Here is a 17,456-nt window from a genome sequence, read left to right on the forward strand (position 1 = left end):
TTCTATCCTCCTAATTTTAGTATAATGGTAAAAAGTTTCCGGGTTCTTGTCGATATAATGATTAGAATGTCGAATCTCGAGGGATCGGTCTACCAAACTTCCATTAGATAGAAAAAGGGGGATAGATCGATAGAACTAATTGTTTATGGAGGGGAAAAGATGAAAAGATATTTGTCCATTCTTGTGGTACTAGCACTCATGGTGAGTCTGTTGCCCCTGTATCCACCAGAAGTTGGTGCTGCTACATTTAACAACGGAGCTAATAATAGCAAGCAAACCAACTTTATTTTCCCGGATATTGTGCCGAAAGTAAATTACAAGTACGTTAATTTTACCGGAACACTAAATCAAGTTTCACCAAACGAAATCTCATACTCTGTCAAGAATGTTTCTTCTGGGAAAGAAACAGCAAGAATGAATCGCGGAGTCACTGTTGCAGATGATGGTGTTCACATTACAGTGGCTAATGTGGAATTATTTGATGGGAATAATGTGATCACTTTTTACGGGAAACAAGGATCTACCGAAATTACAAATATATACGAAATCACCTATATTAGCACCCCTTTATTGTATAACCTGCAATTTACAGGGGGCGGTAAGAAACTTCCTCTAGATGCTTCTGACCGGACAATTGTTACGAACAGTTTCACCACCAGTGGAGAGTATTTCACGATTGAAGGAAACGCACCGAATGTTGATCAAGTTATTGTGCGGAACGGAGATTATTCGGTGTCTGCAACTGTCAACCAAGATATTGAAGCTTACTTCATTGTTGGACGCGTGAAATTGACGAAAGGTCTTAACACTTTAACCTTTTATTTGAAGAATGCGAACCAGACGGTTGAGGTGAAAAGAGATGTTGTATATTTTGATGGAACAGGGACCTACTATGATGTGAAGATGAGCTACAGTGAAGCAACGCCATACGTTAGTGATTTTCAGGATTTATCTGCAAATCCCCTAATTAAAAAGGTGGATAGCACAAAAACAAATTCTGAACTTCGATCCGCTTCTAAATTTGAAGGATATGTCATTATCCCAAAAGGCACATCCAATAATCCCTTACCTAACCGAATTGTAAGGATATCACATGAAAAATCAGATGGGACAATTCTTGGTTCACCAGCCAATGTGATCTTCACTAATCTAAAAACAACGAATGAATATTATGTATTTAAGTTTACATATGATGGGAACGAACTTTCTGACAGTGCCTTCCCAATGGGGACGGAGGTTTTCCCCCGATTTGAAAGTTTTAACCCGAATATTAATGATTATGATGACCAATCACCTAAAACTCTAAGTTATAAATTCTTAGATTTAAATACACCTGTGATGACTTATCTTAAGTATTACGTTGATTTAAATAATGTTCGGGATTTGATTGATAACAGTATCATAAACGAGAGACCGTTCACCATTCGCGTAGGAGTAACCCATTCTCCAACTCTTGCACCTTCCATCGAAGTTACTAATGATTTTGGAAGTAAAGGGGTGGCCGACATTACCGCAGAACCAACGGTTGGTAGTGACAATGAATTTGATATCGTTGTCAATTCCTTACCGTTTGATGGCACACAAACCTTGCGTATCTACATTAATAAAAGTTTATACCCAGATATCTATCAAGAAGTTCGAATTAATGCGGCAGCGGGTCCTGTTTTATCATTTGAGGGACTATCTGATGAGATGATCTTCAAGTATGATCCGAATCTTTCTAACGGAGCTGATGGATATACGGCTCGCGAAGCAGATGAGAATGGTAACCTAAAGAAAGTCACTCTGATCGAAGATGTTCTAAAGGATTTTGCTGGGAAGATTGAAAATGTTATCGTGACGGCAGGGGATTATGCTAATGGGGCGGCCACATTTAAAATCAATAACTATCCTGTTGATTTGGTTGTAAGTGGAAGTAGTGCTAATCAATTTAAGGCCGATCTTAGCCAGATTGATCGTCGAAAATTGTCCTCGTATTTTCATGATGGACAGAATACCCTTTTATTTCGCTATGAAAAAGGGAATATCACCTATGAAAAGAAATTTATTTTGAATCTCTATTCCATCAGTTTTCCAGAAATTCCGGCAGCAAATACTAATGGGGTATTCCCGTACGCAGGTACGGAAAGAAAACCTGATGCTCGATTCAATGGCAGCGATGGGATCTACACTACGAAAGAAACGGAAATGGATATTACCGGGACATTCGATTTTATTGACCTTGGGAAAAAGAGAAGCGATGTAGTGGATGCTGTTAGAGACCTTCCTACAGGTGAAAAATATTTATTCGTTGTTGAAGGCTCAGATGGTTTTAAGGCGAAATGGAATTTAAAAGAAGATGAATTATTGGATATTGCTGATAACAGGGCTTTATCGAATGATGGGGATGACGTGAAAGATTTAAGTGTCTATTATGACCTTGATCATCAATATTTCATTTTTGATATAAAAAATAGAAATGTTCCTACAGATGGTTCTAAATTAGTCTATACATTTACCGTTTATAATAACGGGGAAAATGGTGGTTCAAAGGCAAGTTACCGATTAGAGGTTAGTGCACCTGGAATGAACTACCGAATTTTACGGCCAATTGTCACAGGAGATGCCTTACAACAGACAATTAATCAAAACTATTTAGAAGTTGTCATTGAATCTAGAAACGCCGATAGTGTTGTGATTAATAAGATTCCTGCCGAAAAAGTCAGTTTTGACAATGACATGGATGGAGATACCAATGACGCTACAGATTCGCATGATGCTTGGCGAGCGATTATTACCGATTTAAAACCAAACAAAGCGAATGAAATCCAATTTACAATTACAAAAGGAACTGATGTTGTCTCTGATTCGTTCGAAGTCTTTTATGCGCCAGCAACGATTCCAGGAGCCCAGTACTTAAGCCCAATGAACAAGGGAGTCAAAATCTTTGACAAAAAGTTGAGTTTGAAATTCCCTTCGCAGACCTATTTGGTCAGATCGGACTATAATGTACCACAGAACCTAAGAGGACAAGTGTTTGAGGAACATCAAATTTTATATTCGATAGCGAATAGTGAGGACGGGGTTGTAGATCGCTTTGATTATCTACCCAATAAGCAAAGACCTGCGAATTTTGATGATACGGTTGCCTCGTTAGCTAGCCAATTTCGCAATACATTTGACTCGCATTTTGTGAAAATCAGTCCGGTGTATTGGATTGATGGCGGGTTGGCTGATGACCCAAATACTTCAGAGTATGATTCGTATCCGTTTGGTAACTTGCCGATCATGCCAAATCCAAGGGAGATGGATCCCAAACGTTACAATTATAATGATGTTCCTTCCAATCGGCAATTAGTCCCTACAAAACGGGGGACATTGGAAATCGCCTATGATGAAAATGCTGTGTTAAGTGCGAATCATTCCATTTCTGTGATGCGTTATAACCCGGAAGGATTCTGGGAAAATGTAGGTGGAAAGGTGAACACTTCAAGAAATACAATTGAAGTTCCTTTCGATAAATTTGGTTATTATGTTGTTGCCAAGTTAAATGATTCATTCAGTGACGTGATTCGTCATCCGTATGCCCGAAACAATATGGAAACAGCCTATGCAAAAGGGGTTATTCTGCCAAGGAACTTTACTTCCTTTGGACCAGATTATCCAACGACCCGCGGTGAATTTGCCGCCATGGTGGTACGCGCTTTGCAAATTCCTTTAGTTGAAAATGTTCCTTCTAGCTTTGATGATGTGTTGACAGATTTGTCACCGACCTCCTTGTATGATTACCGGCACATCGAAACGGCAGCGCGTTTAGGGATTGTGAAGGGAACCGAACCGCGTATCTTTAATCCGAGCGGTAAAATTACACGCGAAGAAGCGGCTATTATTTTAGCACGTGCCTTGGAATTTAAGTTAGTTACATCCAATGTTGCAGCAAAAAAGAGCTTAACTAAATTGTTTAAGGATTATAACTTAATTAGTAATTATGCTATGCCTGCTGTATTGGCTGTCGCGAAGGCGAAATTAATCGAAGGATCCCCTGTGGATCCGAATAACCCGAAATCTGGTTCAGTCTTTGAACCGAAGGCAACCATGCTTAGGGGGGATGCAGCCATTCTGATGACCCGAGTTATGACACACTTGAAGCTCATTCCACCCGTATATGAAGGGAAATAAAGTATGAAGGGAACAGCCTTCTTCCCCATGGAAGAAGGCTGTTTTTTCAAAGGGAGGATAACATGAGAAGGTATAGATTACTAGGGATCGCGATGATGATCACTATATTAGGAGTTGGAACAGCAGGTGCGCAGCCATCTGCGCCAGAAAAAAAGGTCACTTCGATCACACCGATTGACCTTTCTATTGATCGTGAGTTGGTAAAGGAAAAAGCTGTATTGATCGACGGAGAAATTTATGTTCCCGTCAACCCTTTATTTAATCAAAATAAACTAGCATACTACCTTGATGGAACACAGAATAGTCTTTACTTATTTTTCGGTGGAGAAACGAATTTGAACTGGTATGAGAATATGCCAGATTCTATGAAATTGATGAGCAGAGAGGAAGTTGCTAGCAAGCTCATGGATGGAATTGCTTATGAGGCTAATCGTTACCATTCAGGGATGATGAAGCAAGATATCGTGAATATTTATTCCCTCCTAAAAGGATTATTGGAAACCAATGAAAGAATGGAAAATGCCATCTATATGAAGTTAAACTTAAACCAGGAACCTAACATTACCATGCTGAAGCAAAACTACTATTATAGAAGTGAACCGATCAGGATTCTAAGTTCTAGAATGTATGCTTTATCTAGAGAATTGGGAGATCAACTGGGCTCACGCGAACGAAGAATGATGAAAGAAGTTGTTGAACGCATTGACGATGCATTGGGGGACAAGGATGATGCACTTGAGGCCATGGAGGATTGGATTCGATCTTCTGATGAGGATGATCTAGATGATGTCCGCGATAATGAGATGGATGCCAAAGAAAATTTGTATGAGGCGATTGAATTGTTAACAGGTGAAGACTTGACCAAGCCCGGCAAAGTGGACGAGAATAGTCTAAAGCATAGAGTAGATAAATGGATTAAAAAGCAGTCGAAATAGTTGATGTTTTAACAATCCTTTTATTGATATAATAGTATTTAGAAATCTATGAAAAAGGTGGTGAACATAATGAGACCCAGTGATCTAATGGCATCACAGCTCACAGAGATAAAACAGACTCTCTCTCTTAACCTATTCAAATCGGCACAGGCTACAGCAACAGCACAGGCGATAACCATGTTGGATGATTTCGGGCAAACACAGCGCGTTGTGGAACAGCAGTCGATTAAACCCGCTCCCCATCCTTATGCAGGTCAGAACATTGACCTGAAAGGGTGAAGCGTGTAGGTACATAGAACCAATTCTTAAATTTGCCTTTCTTTTCATAAACCCTCTCTATTGAAAAGGGGGTTTTTGTTTTAAAATAGTTTTGGGAATGTTTTCAGAAGACTAGCTCTAGTACCGCTATTATTGAAGGGTGGAAAAACATGCAGCGAAATGTGGTGTCAGAAGGCAAAACCGTAAATGAAGCAATCGAAATAGGCCTGAGCTTATTGAATGCTGCAAGAGAGGAGGTAAGTATAGTAGTCCTTGAGGAAGGAAAGAAAAGTATACTTGGATGGGGAGCGAAACCCGCAGTTGTTCGATTAACCATACTAAATGAAAATCCAGATCAGAACCACATAGATCCAACTACATTCGTGGAGACCCCTCCTACCCAATTAAATCCCTCCCATATTGAATCTTCTGATTCGATGGCGCCAGCAAATAGCGAACAAGATGGGCTGGTTTGGATCACAAACGGGCAGATAGAATTCTCCTGTTCGCTAGGTCACTATCCAACCATATGCCCAAGTCCAGGTATGATCCTTTTCAAAAACGGTCAGCAAATCCACGATGCCAGTCCAATCAGGGACAATGATGTGTTAGAGACCATAGTAGAAGAGAAAGAGGAAGAAACAGTATGGGACGTTACATTGGATCAACAGAAAACAGAGGCCTATCTGAACATTCAGCCCGGTTTTAAGAATGTGCCCGTTGTTGAGGATCAACCACCTGCTAAATTTCTAAGAGTGAAGCTAAAAGACAATAAAACCCCATCGAATGATTTGGAGTTACCGGAAATCATGAATAAACTTCAAGAACTAGGGATTAAGACGGGACTTCGCCAACATGAAATGGTGCAAGCATGTAATGCTAAAGAAAAAGGATCTTTTCTCATTGCCAAGGGAGAGCCAGCGGTCGAAGGGAAACATGGATGGCTGGAGATCCTCGTTGATGTTGATAAGAAGAAGGGCGGTCCAAAAGAACGGGAAAATGGGAAAATTGATTACCGGGAATTACAATATATTCCATCCGTCCATCATGGAGAAGTAATCGCTAAGGTTCATCTACCTGAACCGGGACGAACAGGCCTGTCCATCACGGGAGAAATGATTATTCCAGCCCCTGCCCATCCGCTCACTGTTCACGCAGGGAAAGGGGCGCAATGGTTGGAGGAAGAAGGACAAGTGATCGCTACAGAATATGGCAGACCACAAATTGAAGGGAAAGGATTAACTGTGAAAGTTTCGGTCATCCCAAAATTGACCCATGCACAGGACGTAGACCTTTCTTCTGGAAATATTCGCTTTATTGGTGATGTTGAAGTCACAGGAAATGTGGTCGAGGAAATGATGGTCGAGGCGGAAGGAGCCATTCTAATCCGTGGTACGGTGAGTAGGGCGGAAATTGTTGCTGGACAATCGATTGAAATATTTCAAAATGTAATTAGCAGTACACTGAATGCAGGAAAAGGGAATATTTTAATTACCGAATTAGGGGAACAGCTTGAGAAGATTATGGAACATCTTAACCGACTGACCCAATCTTTGGAGCAGTTGATCCATTCCCCTGGTTTTCAAGAGTCTGGTTTTGCCTCAAAGAAATTCAGTGAAGTGATAAGAATTATTTTAGACAAGAAGTTTTCAACTCTCATTCCCTCCATTAAAGCTATGGCTGACAAGGTGAATAAAGAGAAAGAAAAACTAGAGACAGACTGGACGGATGTAGCAACTTGTCTTGTTCGTGATATTGTCTATGCACATGTTGGCCATCTGGAAAATGTGCAAGATCTTAAGAGGCTGGGACATCGCGTTCAAGAGCTTATCACCTTAAACCAGATCTCGGTCGAACATACCTCTGAGGTTCTCATTCCTTATGCACTAAACAGCAAAATTTATTGCAGTGGGGATGTTAAAATTACGGATCAGGGGTGTTACCAAACAGTGATTCGTGCAGGGGGCAGAGTTGAGGTGAAGGGTTCTGTACGCGGTGGGGAGATCTATGCTTCAATGGGAGCTGACATCGAGGAAACAGGAACGAAAAGCGGGTCGCCGACTTTGATTTGTGTCCCATCAGATCAATCCGTTAAAATCCAAAAGGTGTTGGAAGATACGATAATTCAAGTGGGAAATCGAAAACATACCTTCTATAAACCCACGAACCAGATTCATGCACGCCTTGATGAAAATGGAAATTTACGATTTTATTAAGGAGCTAGAATATGAGATTCCCACAAATTCGATTGACACAGACCTGGGCACAGATTGGCTTAAATCAAATCAAACCTTCTCAGGAAATCGAACAACCTAAAGCAGTGATGAATCTTCATCAAGAACCTGCAAGATTAACAATTGAACGCACGCCTGGGATGATGGAAATTGATCAAAGACAGGCTTGGCATGACCAAAATCTGAAGGACCCATTTACATTAAATGAAGAAAATTCCGCCCAGGCTCGAGGACAAGCCCTGGAAGGCATTGCACGCAGGGTGCAGGAAGGAAAACGCCTTGCTGCCATTGAACAAGGCGGGAATCCGGTAGCTCAGATTGCGAAAGAAAATACAACGCCAGGTCCGATCCCGTATAACTTTGGGGTTATGCCTGGATACGGAAGCGTCTCGTTTAATTTTATACCTGCTGAAATAAGCATTAATTGGGAGCAAGGTGGAGCGTTCATGGAGCCCCAAACACATAAACCGATCCATGAATATTCACCGGGGAAGGTAGAAATGTATTTGAAACAAAAAGAAAGCCTTGCTATTGATTTTGTCGGGGGCAACCTTGATCAGATTGGATAATAATGAGCTGACAATAGGGGAGGAAAGAAACCATGTCTTTAAACGAACTATGCAATTGTTCACGTTGTGGGGAACTGTTTGTGTACCGATACAAGGATGTTTGTCCGCGATGTTTAAAGAAGGTTGAGGAGGATTTTGAGGTTTGTGTGCGCTACTTGCGCAACAAGGAAAATCGTCAAGCTACCATTAATGAAATGAGTGAGAAAACGGGAGTTTCCGTTGATCAGATTACCGAATTTATTCGTGAGAAAAGGCTTCTTATTGACCAGATCCCCAATCTCAGTTTCCCCTGCGAAGGTTGTGGAACGATGATTCGCAGCGGGCGTCTTTGTGAAAGTTGTACTTCCGATTGGAAAAAAGAATTAGAGGAAATGGAAACAAGCGAACATGACCAAGAATCGGAAAAAGAAAAAAGGGCTGGTGGATTTTATATTAACCAAACAAAATACAAAGTTTAATCCCTTGGATCGAAGTTCCTATCCATCTACCTGAACAAAAATTTGGAATTAAACGCTTCACGTCTTTCTACCGATAATAAATGTAAAGCAGAAGCACGGCGTTATCGAATGGAGGACCGATATGAGAATACAGGATGCGAATCGTTTAGGCATGCTCCAATCTTATCAAAAATCGGTGCAGAAGCTGCCCGACAAAAAGAGCGCTGCACGCTTAGAGGGAGATCAGTTAGAGATTTCGGCTGACGCTCAGGAAAGGTTAAAGCTCGGTGAAATGAATCAAACCGATACTAGAACGCACATACAAGACCTTAAAGATCAACTTGCAGCGGGGACTTATAATATTCCTAGTGAAAAAATTGCGGAGAAATTACTCTCCATATGGAAAAATCATACGAAGGGATAGAGGGTACGTATGCAAGAGATCATTCATGTATTAGAGGAATTGGTAGCTGCCCATGATGCTCTTTTTATTCTTGAGAAAGAGAAGCAAAAGGCAATTATGGAAGATTCGACAGAGCAATTAATGAAGAGTCTTTATGAACAATCTAAACACTTAAAGAGAATTCAAGAATTAGAACAGCAAAGACAATACTGCATCAAGAACTTTCTGCAGAGGAACGGGTTTCAAAGCGACCAGTGCCGGCTTTCTGATTTAATAAAATTGGCAACTAATATGCGGGAAAAGGAAGATTTAAGGAAAGTTAGCCAGCTTCTTTCTTCTCGAATTGAACAACTGCGGCAGGAAAATCATTTAAGCCAACAATTGATTGAACAGTCTTTATCTTGGATTGATTTTACTCTGCAATTGTTTACAGAGACACCTGATCATTTTACAACGTATTTTCAGGGTGATGAACCTGCCGTGCAGCCCAATGGACGCCAGCAGGGCTTTTTCGATACGAAAGCATAAAGGAGAGAAACAATATGGCGTCCACATTTCATGGGCTTGAGGTCGGAAAGAGATCTTTGTATGCTCAACAATCTGCTTTAAGTACAACGGGACATAATATTGCCAATGCCAATACCAAAGGATATACCCGGCAGAGGGTAGAACTTGTCGCTTCGAGGGCGCTTTCCTATCCAGGGATGAATAATGATCGATCCCCTCGTCAACTTGGCACGGGGGTAGACACAACGGAGATTACTCGGATCCGCGAAGGTTTTCTTGATGATCAAATTCGTGGGGAGAATCAATCTTTAGGTTATTGGCAGACAACGAGTGATATTTATAGCAAGATTGAAGAGGTTTTGAATGAGCCGTCCGATACGGGATTGCAAAAATTGATGGATCAGTTTTGGCAAGGATGGCAGGATCTTGCGAAGAATCCAGAAAGCTCAGCGGCTAGGGCTGTTGTCCGCGAAAGAGGAGTTGCTGTGGCAGATGCATATGGGCAAATGGCGACCTCTCTTAATCAATTGGAAACAGATTTGTCTACCATTATGGAAGCGAAGATTAACCAGGTCAATTCGATTGCCAATCAAATCAGAGATTTAAACGGACAAATCGAAAGGCTTGTTCCACACGGCTATACTCCTAATGATCTTTATGACCAGAGGGATGTGCTAATTGATGAATTGTCCAAATTAGTGGATGTAAAGGTTCAGCCAGGGGATAACGGGATCGTTAATATAACAGCAGGTGGCCAGACACTAGTTGCCGGAACCACTGCCCAGCAAGTTGCCTATGACCCGAACGGGGGAAAGCTAAATCTTGGTGCGGGCGAATTGAAGCTAGTTTCTGGTGAGCTGCTTGCTCTAAAGGAAGGGATGGAAGACATTCTTCCCTCTATTCGGGGGCAATTAAACGTCCATGCGACCACACTAGCGAATGAAATGAACGCGATTCATCAAGGGGGATTGAATTTAGAAGATATTCAGGCGAATCCCCCTCGTAACACACCTGCAAATATCCTGTTTTTTGTGGATAAGGATGATCCAACGATGCCGCCGCAGGATGCGAGCCGGATGATCGTGAATCCGCTAATTTCCGAATCATTGGACCGGATTGCTGCAGCAAAGCCATCTGACGACGGTGTACCCTCTGTTGGTGATGGAAGCAATGCCCAGGCAATAGCTTCCCTGAAAACAAAAACGATTGCAGATATAGGAGGGCAATCCTCCACCATTGATGATTTTTATCGATCAACGATTGCCGGGTTAGGGATCAGGTCCCAAGAAGCGGGAAGAATGGCAGACAATAGTGAGGTCTTGGTAAATCAGATTGAAAGTCGAAGACAATCCGTGTCAGGGGTTTCGCTGGATGAAGAGATGACTAACATGATTAAATTCCAACAAGCTTATAATGCAGCTGCCAGATTCGTAACCGCAATTGATGAAACTATCGACAAAGTAGTGAATGGCATGGGACGTGTTGGGTTATAGCCTGATAAAAGTGGGTGAGAGAGAATGAGTGTTCGGATCACGCAGAGTATGTTGAGCAATAATATGCTTCACAATTTAAACCGAAGTTATAGATCAATGGATAAATATCAGGATCAGTTGTCTAGCGGGAAGAAAATTAACAGACCTTCTGATGACCCTGTTGTTGCCTCTAGAGGGATGCTGTATCGTTCAAGTTTAAACGAAATCGAACAGTATAAACGGAATGCTGAAGATGGGTTGGGGTGGATTGATGTTACGGATGAAGCGCTCAATCAAGTGACCAACGCATTACATCGGGTCCGCGAACTGATCGTCCAGGGTAGTAACGAAACCTATGTGCAGACGTCATATGATGCAATTGCTCAAGAAGTAAAACAATTAAAAGAACATATTGGGGAAATTGCCAATACGATGATTGGAGATCGTTTCATATTTGCAGGAACAGATACCAAAACCCAAAGTAAACCTTTTGACGGTACTAATTTTGTCAATCAAAATACCGATGAGATTAAATGGGAAGTGGGTCAAGGTAACTTAATGAAAGTCAATGTGAACGGTGTAGATATTTTTCCTGATATTTTCACGAAAATCGATCAGATTGTCACCGATTTGCAAAGCGGGGTAAATCCAAACCAACGCTTGGATGGGTTGGACCAACAAATGGACAATTTATTAAAAGAACGAGCGGTGGTTGGGGCAAATATGAGTCGCATGGAAATGATGATTTCCCGTTTAGATAAAACAGAAGTCACAACCACGAAGCTCTTATCGGACACAGAGGATGTTGATGTAGCCCAAGTGATTACAGAACTTACGGCACAGGAGAATGTTCATCGTGCAGCTTTATCTGCTGGTTCAAGGATTATTCAGCCTACATTGGTTGATTTTTTACGATGATTTTCTTTCAACAATTTGGATGGATAAGATTTAAGGTTTCGATAGATTGCTAGATCTGTCTGATATATAATATTGTCAAAGACCGTCGAATGAAGGGGAGGTGGAACTGTTGGCAGCCATTGAAATGCGAGTTTCGCCAATGGGAATAGATGCTCAAATGGGAAAAGGGAATAGTAATCAAGCAGATGGCAATCTATCCTTTTCTGCTTTGCTTACCCAAATGCAACAATCGTCCATGCTAATGAACAGTAATGAAGCATTGGACTTACCGCTTCCCGAAGGTATACAGGAAGGCTCTATTGAATTATTAAACTTGCCAGAAATGGATGAAGAGGATATAGAGAACTTAATGGATTCAATGCTTCAGGTTTTAACGGGATTAGTTCCAGTGATTCCAGATCCAACCATTAAAGCAAATGCAGCTTTAATGGAGGATAATCTTTCTTCATTGCTCGGCGTCCAAGAAGGAATGGAGGATAGTGGTTGGATGAAGAAGGAGTTCCAAACCTTCTTTACACAATTTACAAACTTGCTCCGTGATCTTCAGCAGAAGGGGATAAGTTTACCGCAAAATGTCATGCAAAATATCCAGCAATGGGAAGAGATGGTTCAGTCATACCCGCAAATGGCACAGCTATCGAATGGACAGACGGAGATGATTGGGAGTCAGTTGGGTAAGGAAATGGTTACACCCGATCAACAAAAGGTACAATCTAATGGGAAGCCCACGGATGATCCGTTCAATACGAATCTCTTGACAAAACCAGGAGAAGGTTCGCTCCATGGGCGAAGAGATGGAGTGATCGAACCTAAGACTGCGGCCGTATTAAATCCCTTTCGAACTTCTATTGCAAATGCATCCGAACAGGTGATATCTACTACTGCTGCCGAGACATCACTAGAAGAGATGAATCCGGATCGTTCAAAAATGAATCATCCAATACCCACTGTTCCATTAAGTACTGCTGGATTTTTACGGATGGCCCAGATTCAACCTACAGCAGGCCAAGAAATGATACATAGAGAAAATTTTGTACAGGATACAATGGATTTTTTGATTTCCAAGATGAAAATCACCCATTTAACCGGAGGTTCTGAAGCAAGAGTGACCCTCTATCCTGAACACCTTGGACAATTAGATATCAAGATATCTATACAGCAAGGACAAATGATCGCCCAATTTATTACGGATACTGCAACAGGAAGAGATTTGGTAGAATCCCAATTAGCTTCCTTAAGAGCATCTCTGCAACAACAAGGCATCCAAGTCGATAAGCTTGAGGTGTATCAATCAAACGATTCGAGTTTCTTGAATCAGCAGGGACAACCTCAGCAAAAATCGGGGGAAAACAAGCAATACCAACAATCCGGGTCTAACTCAGAGATCCGAATCGATGAGGAAATCGCGGATGCTGGCTTGGACCTTTCAGCTTATGGAGCAGATTCAACGCGAGATCAAGTAGACAATAACATAGATTTTACCGCCTAAAAGGAAGTGATTAGGGTGCCAACGGTAAACGGTGCAACCCAAACTGGGTATTATCAAGGCGTTCGAACCCAAGAAGAAAAGAATCAAATGGGGAAGGAAGACTTCCTTAAAATTTTGGTAGCACAAATACAACACCAAGATCCCATGCAACCTATGCAGGATCGTGAATTTATCGCACAAATGACACAGTTCAGTTCTCTTGAACAGATGATAAATTTAAATAAAACTTTAACTGATTTTACTAAAACACAAAATTTAAATACATATGCCGCCGCCATTGGCAAGGAGATTTCTTGGATGGACGAGGAGACGCAAACATCCGAAAAAGGGATAGTTAGTGGGGTAACGGCAAAAGACGGTGCGTTTTATTATATCGTTGATAATCAAAAGGTACCAGTAGAAAAAGCTTATCAGATCCGCACACCAGAAGCATAGGGAGGACTATTATACATGATTACATCATTATATTCGGGAATATCCGGGATGAGAGGGTTCCAGACCAAACTGGATGTTATTGGGAATAACATTGCAAATGTAAATACTGTAGGGTTCAAAAAAAGCCGAGTCATGTTTCAAGATATTTTAAGCCAAACAGTAGCAGGTGCTACTGCACCTGGAGATGAAACAGGCGGAATCAATCCACGGCAAATCGGCCTGGGAGTTCGGACAGCAGCAATCGATGTCGTGCATAGCGCAGGTAGCCCCTTAACAACGAATTTAACCACGGACTTAAGTATTGATGGTGATGGCTATTTTGTTGTTGCGCCAACAGAGGATGGTCCGCAATACTTAACACGTGCAGGTAATTTTACTCGGGATGCCAATGGAAATTTGGTAACATCCCAAGGATATTTTGTTTTATCCGCTGATGGGGGAATTATTAATATTCCTCGCGAAGAATATACTTCCTTTTCCGTTGATGTGAATGGGAATGTGGTTGTAACGGATGCAGAAGGTGTAACAGAACCCGAGTATGCAGTGATTGGGACAACCACGATTAATAATCCGGGCGGATTGAAGAAGGTGGGGGGCTCCCTCTATGAGGTGACGCCAAATGCCAATCCGGACGGAGAATTCGAGATCTTGCCAGTGACCGAAAATAACGCTGGTGCGATTATTTCAGGACAACTGGAAATGTCAAATGTTGAATTGACTGAGGAATTCTCTGAAATGATTGTTGCGCAGAGAGGTTTCCAGGCTAATGCCAGGACGATCACAACATCGGATTCAATTCTAGAAGAAATCGTCAATTTGAAGCGATAGGTGGTGGGGAAGGAGAGGGATTTCCCTCTTTCTTCCTTGTTTTTGGATTTCTGACACATTAAGGTGGTTTATTCAAACAATGCGGAAACATGTATTACTCCTATTATCAGCAATACTGCTGCTGGCCACTGTAACTTTTATCATCTGGTATTGGTTTGTCAAGCCTGAAGAAGAACCTAAACAGAAGCCGTTAAGTGCGGAAAAACTGCTGGAAAGTGTCATTGAAACGCAGGATATGACCACCAATTTGAAATCTGGCGGGTTTATCCAGGTTAAATTTCAATTACAGGCAGATTCTGTCCCTGCAAAAGAGGAACTTAGTCAACGTATGTTCCAGATCCGGCATATTATGCTACAAACATTAGCTTCGAAAAATGCCGAGGATTTAAGGGGGGAAGAAGGCATTAACCATTTAGAAAAAAATATTCAGGATAAATTGAATCAGCTGATGAGTGAGGGCCAGGTCATAAAAGTTTATACAACGAAGAAGCTTCTTCAATAGATGTGCAGCGGGAGGTGAACGAAATTGGCCGAAGTATTATCTCAAAACGAAATTGATGCCCTATTGGCAGCCATGTCTTCCGGTGGAATACAAGCAAAACCTGTAGAGGAAGAGCAGAAGAGAGTCAAGGTTTATGACTTTAAAAGAGCATTACGCTTTTCAAAAGATCAGATCCGTAGTTTATTTCGAATCCATGAAAGCTTTTCCCGCCTGTTAACTACCTTTCTATCTGCCCAATTACGGACCTCGGTTCATGTTCACGTGGCCTCCGTTGACCAACTTCCGTATGAGGAATTTATGCGTTCAATTCCAGAAATGACAATTCTAGCAAGTTTTGAGGGGTCTACCTTGAATGGTCGAATGTTGCTGGAAATGAACCCACAAATTACTTTTGCGATGCTCAATCGTTATTTTGGAGGAACCGTTGCACTGAATTATGTTGAACGAAAAACAGGACTTACAGAGATCGAAACCGTTGTTTTGGAAAGAATCTTTACACGGTTTTTACACGTCTTCCACGATGCGTGGAAAGATCTTATTGAAATAGATCCAATGCTTTTGGAATTGGAAACCAATCCTCAATTTATGCAGATTGTTCCGCCTAATGAAACGGTTATCGTTGTCTCGTTTAGTGTGAGAATTGGGGAATCAACTGGAATTATGAATTTATGTTTACCTTATATCGCATTAGAACCAATTATTCCAAAATTAACCGCACATCAGTGGATGTCACAACAAAGAAAAACGGATTCCAGTGAAGATGTGGCACTGTTAAAAGGATCTGTTAAACGGATCGACCTTCCTCTAATTGTTGAGTTGGGAAGGGCTTCGATTACCATCGAGGAATTTTTATGTCTAGAAGCCGGAGATATTATTCAGCTTAATCAACCCATTGATGCCAGCCTAAATGTTCGGATCGGTCCAAATGTCAAATTTCTCGGACGTCCCGGAACGAAAAAAGGACATATTGCTGTACGGATTGAAAAGGTTCTAGACGAAGGAGTCGAAGACAATGAGTGATAACAAGATACTTTCCCAAGAAGAAATTAATGCTTTGCTTAGTGGCAATTTCGGGGAAGAATTGGAAGAGATAAAGGAAGAAGAGAAGAAAGTTGAAGTAAATGATTATTTAACATCGTTGGAACAAGACGCGTTAGGTGAGATAGGCAATATATCCCTAGGAAATGCGGCAACAAGTCTTTCAATACTGCTTGGACAAGATGTTGATATTACGACTCCAACGATTGAAGTGCTTCTGCAACGGGATTTAGCTGATAAATTTCCAAGACCCCATGTTAGCATTAATGTGAATTATACGGACGGATTCCAGGGCATGAATCTATTGGTGTTAAAAGAGGAAGATGCGAAAATTATTGCTGATCTAATGATGGGAGGAGGTGGAACAGCTGAACAAGGGGAGCTGTCTGAACTGCATATAAGTGCGGTGCAAGAGGCGATGAATCAAATGATGGGTTCAGCTGCCACTTCCATGTCAACCTTGTTCAATCGCATGGTGAATATTTCCCCACCAGGAATCCAGGTATTAGATTTTTCCGCTGGGGATGATCTTTATATTGAGGAACAGATTATAGTCAATGTGTCCTTTCAACTTAAAATTGGGACACTGATCGATTCTAACATCATGCAGTTGATCCCTTTGTCGTTTGCTAAAGGGATGGTGGGGATTTTGTTAGGAGAACCGCAGGAACCGGTCTTGGAAGTGCCACCCGCACAAGCCTCGCAGCCCCCTGTTTCTGAACAGATTCCAACACCGAAACAAGAAAAGGTTCAAGCACCTGTTGCTGAATCGGCTGTTTCATCAAATAGCCATGCCCAGGCCTATTCATTTCCGTCTATTCCAGAGAGCCCTCTTGCGGCAAAATTTAATGAGCTTAATTTAAATATATTAATGGATATACCTTTGCAAGTATCTGTCGAGTTGGGTCGGGCGACAAAGAAAATCAAAGACATTCTTGAACTAACGGACGGTTCAGTTGTAGAGTTAGACAAATTGGCAGGGGAGCCAGTGAATATTTTAGTTAATGATAAAATCATAGCTAAAGGTGAAGTTGTAGTCGTAGACGAGAGCTTTGCCGTGAGATTAACGGAGATCACATCCCAACAAGACCGGATGAAGAACTTGCAATAATCCTAGTTTTGTAGCCCTCATATTTGAGGGTTTTTTATTTGTGTTCTAGATGGTTGGTGCTCTTAGTTTGGTGGGGGGAGGGGATATTTCTCCTGATCTACCCTCTGATTGAAACTAAAGAAAGTTAGATGATATGCCGATATAAAAAGTAGGGAATATTTC

Annotated in this window: 16 protein-coding genes; all 16 read left to right on the forward strand. The window is 41.5% G+C overall.

Translation table 11 applies throughout. The annotated features are described in order from the left end of the window. Positions 1–159: 159 nt before the first annotated feature. The 16 genes from J2Z37_RS07295 to fliY all read left to right on the forward strand — a co-directional run bounded on the left by J2Z37_RS07295 (position 160) and on the right by fliY (position 17,294). Positions 160–4,158, forward strand: a complete 3,999-nt coding sequence (locus J2Z37_RS07295; protein WP_209809590.1) for an S-layer homology domain-containing protein — start codon at positions 160–162, stop codon at positions 4,156–4,158. Between the two features lie 62 nt (positions 4,159–4,220). Next, positions 4,221–5,093 carry a hypothetical protein gene (locus tag J2Z37_RS07300; protein WP_209809591.1) on the forward strand — a complete coding sequence of 291 codons (873 nt, stop codon included), beginning with the start codon at positions 4,221–4,223 and terminating at the stop codon, positions 5,091–5,093. A gap of 69 nt (positions 5,094–5,162) precedes the next feature. Continuing rightward, complete coding sequence (locus tag J2Z37_RS07305; RefSeq protein ID WP_209809592.1) at positions 5,163–5,372, forward strand: polyribonucleotide nucleotidyltransferase; 210 nt, start codon at positions 5,163–5,165, stop codon at positions 5,370–5,372. Positions 5,373–5,521: 149 nt separating this feature from the next. Further along, positions 5,522–7,567 carry a flagellar assembly protein A gene (locus J2Z37_RS07310; protein ID WP_209809593.1) on the forward strand — a complete coding sequence of 682 codons (2,046 nt, stop codon included), beginning with the start codon at positions 5,522–5,524 and terminating at the stop codon, positions 7,565–7,567. Between the two features lie 11 nt (positions 7,568–7,578). Next, entirely contained in the window at positions 7,579–8,154 is a 576-nt protein-coding gene (locus J2Z37_RS07315; RefSeq protein ID WP_209809594.1) for a DUF6470 family protein, read from the forward strand. Positions 8,155–8,186: 32 nt separating this feature from the next. Continuing rightward, a complete protein-coding gene (locus J2Z37_RS07320) occupies positions 8,187–8,612 on the forward strand; it encodes a TIGR03826 family flagellar region protein (protein ID WP_209809595.1) in 426 nt (141 codons plus the stop codon). 121 nt (positions 8,613–8,733) lie between these two features. Then, on the forward strand, positions 8,734–9,015 hold the full coding sequence (locus tag J2Z37_RS07325) for a flagellar biosynthesis anti-sigma factor FlgM (protein WP_209809596.1): 282 nt from the start codon (positions 8,734–8,736) through the stop codon (positions 9,013–9,015). A 9-nt stretch (positions 9,016–9,024) separates the two neighbouring features. Further along, a complete protein-coding gene (locus tag J2Z37_RS07330; protein ID WP_209809597.1) occupies positions 9,025–9,522 on the forward strand; it encodes a flagellar protein FlgN in 498 nt (165 codons plus the stop codon). 14 nt (positions 9,523–9,536) lie between these two features. Then, complete coding sequence (flgK, locus tag J2Z37_RS07335) at positions 9,537–10,994, forward strand: flagellar hook-associated protein FlgK (RefSeq protein WP_209809598.1); 1,458 nt, start codon at positions 9,537–9,539, stop codon at positions 10,992–10,994. 24 nt (positions 10,995–11,018) lie between these two features. Next, positions 11,019–11,891, forward strand: coding sequence for a flagellar hook-associated protein FlgL (gene flgL / locus J2Z37_RS07340; RefSeq protein ID WP_209809599.1), 873 nt, complete (start codon positions 11,019–11,021; stop codon positions 11,889–11,891). A 109-nt stretch (positions 11,892–12,000) separates the two neighbouring features. After that, complete coding sequence (locus J2Z37_RS07345) at positions 12,001–13,380, forward strand: flagellar hook-length control protein FliK (RefSeq protein WP_209809600.1); 1,380 nt, start codon at positions 12,001–12,003, stop codon at positions 13,378–13,380. 15 nt (positions 13,381–13,395) lie between these two features. Continuing rightward, a complete protein-coding gene (gene flgD / locus J2Z37_RS07350) occupies positions 13,396–13,815 on the forward strand; it encodes a flagellar hook assembly protein FlgD (protein ID WP_209809601.1) in 420 nt (139 codons plus the stop codon). 15 nt (positions 13,816–13,830) lie between these two features. After that, positions 13,831–14,643, forward strand: coding sequence for a flagellar basal body rod protein FlgG (gene flgG, locus J2Z37_RS07355; protein WP_209809602.1), 813 nt, complete (start codon positions 13,831–13,833; stop codon positions 14,641–14,643). A gap of 79 nt (positions 14,644–14,722) precedes the next feature. Further along, the gene (locus J2Z37_RS07360) at positions 14,723–15,145 is read left to right on the forward strand and encodes a flagellar basal body-associated FliL family protein (RefSeq protein WP_209809603.1); all 423 of its coding nucleotides are present in this window, start codon (positions 14,723–14,725) and stop codon (positions 15,143–15,145) included. Between the two features lie 24 nt (positions 15,146–15,169). Beyond that, the gene (gene fliM, locus J2Z37_RS07365; protein WP_209809604.1) at positions 15,170–16,165 is read left to right on the forward strand and encodes a flagellar motor switch protein FliM; all 996 of its coding nucleotides are present in this window, start codon (positions 15,170–15,172) and stop codon (positions 16,163–16,165) included. Further along, a complete protein-coding gene (gene fliY / locus J2Z37_RS07370) occupies positions 16,158–17,294 on the forward strand; it encodes a flagellar motor switch phosphatase FliY (RefSeq protein WP_209809605.1) in 1,137 nt (378 codons plus the stop codon). The genes fliM and fliY overlap by 8 nt, the downstream gene beginning before the upstream one ends. Positions 17,295–17,456: the final 162 nt, after the last annotated feature.

The organism is Ammoniphilus resinae, assembly GCF_017873965.1.
Classification (GTDB): domain Bacteria; phylum Bacillota; class Bacilli; order Aneurinibacillales; family RAOX-1; genus Ammoniphilus_A; species Ammoniphilus_A resinae.

Excerpts from the sequence above, each read along its gene's own strand:
- J2Z37_RS07295 (WP_209809590.1), top strand. The coding sequence starts at position 160 with ATGAAAAGATATTTGTCCATTCTTGTGGTACTAGCACTCATGGTGAGT.
- J2Z37_RS07300 (WP_209809591.1), top strand. The coding sequence starts at position 4,221 with ATGAGAAGGTATAGATTACTAGGGATCGCGATGATGATCACTATATTA.
- J2Z37_RS07305 (WP_209809592.1), top strand. The coding sequence starts at position 5,163 with ATGAGACCCAGTGATCTAATGGCATCACAGCTCACAGAGATAAAACAG.
- J2Z37_RS07310 (WP_209809593.1), top strand. The coding sequence starts at position 5,522 with ATGCAGCGAAATGTGGTGTCAGAAGGCAAAACCGTAAATGAAGCAATC.
- J2Z37_RS07315 (WP_209809594.1), top strand. The coding sequence starts at position 7,579 with ATGAGATTCCCACAAATTCGATTGACACAGACCTGGGCACAGATTGGC.
- J2Z37_RS07320 (WP_209809595.1), top strand. The coding sequence starts at position 8,187 with ATGTCTTTAAACGAACTATGCAATTGTTCACGTTGTGGGGAACTGTTT.
- J2Z37_RS07325 (WP_209809596.1), top strand. The coding sequence starts at position 8,734 with ATGAGAATACAGGATGCGAATCGTTTAGGCATGCTCCAATCTTATCAA.
- J2Z37_RS07330 (WP_209809597.1), top strand. The coding sequence starts at position 9,025 with ATGCAAGAGATCATTCATGTATTAGAGGAATTGGTAGCTGCCCATGAT.
- flgK (WP_209809598.1), top strand. The coding sequence starts at position 9,537 with ATGGCGTCCACATTTCATGGGCTTGAGGTCGGAAAGAGATCTTTGTAT.
- flgL (WP_209809599.1), top strand. The coding sequence starts at position 11,019 with ATGAGTGTTCGGATCACGCAGAGTATGTTGAGCAATAATATGCTTCAC.
- flgG (WP_209809602.1), top strand. The coding sequence starts at position 13,831 with ATGATTACATCATTATATTCGGGAATATCCGGGATGAGAGGGTTCCAG.
- J2Z37_RS07360 (WP_209809603.1), top strand. The coding sequence starts at position 14,723 with ATGCGGAAACATGTATTACTCCTATTATCAGCAATACTGCTGCTGGCC.
- fliY (WP_209809605.1), top strand. The coding sequence starts at position 16,158 with ATGAGTGATAACAAGATACTTTCCCAAGAAGAAATTAATGCTTTGCTT.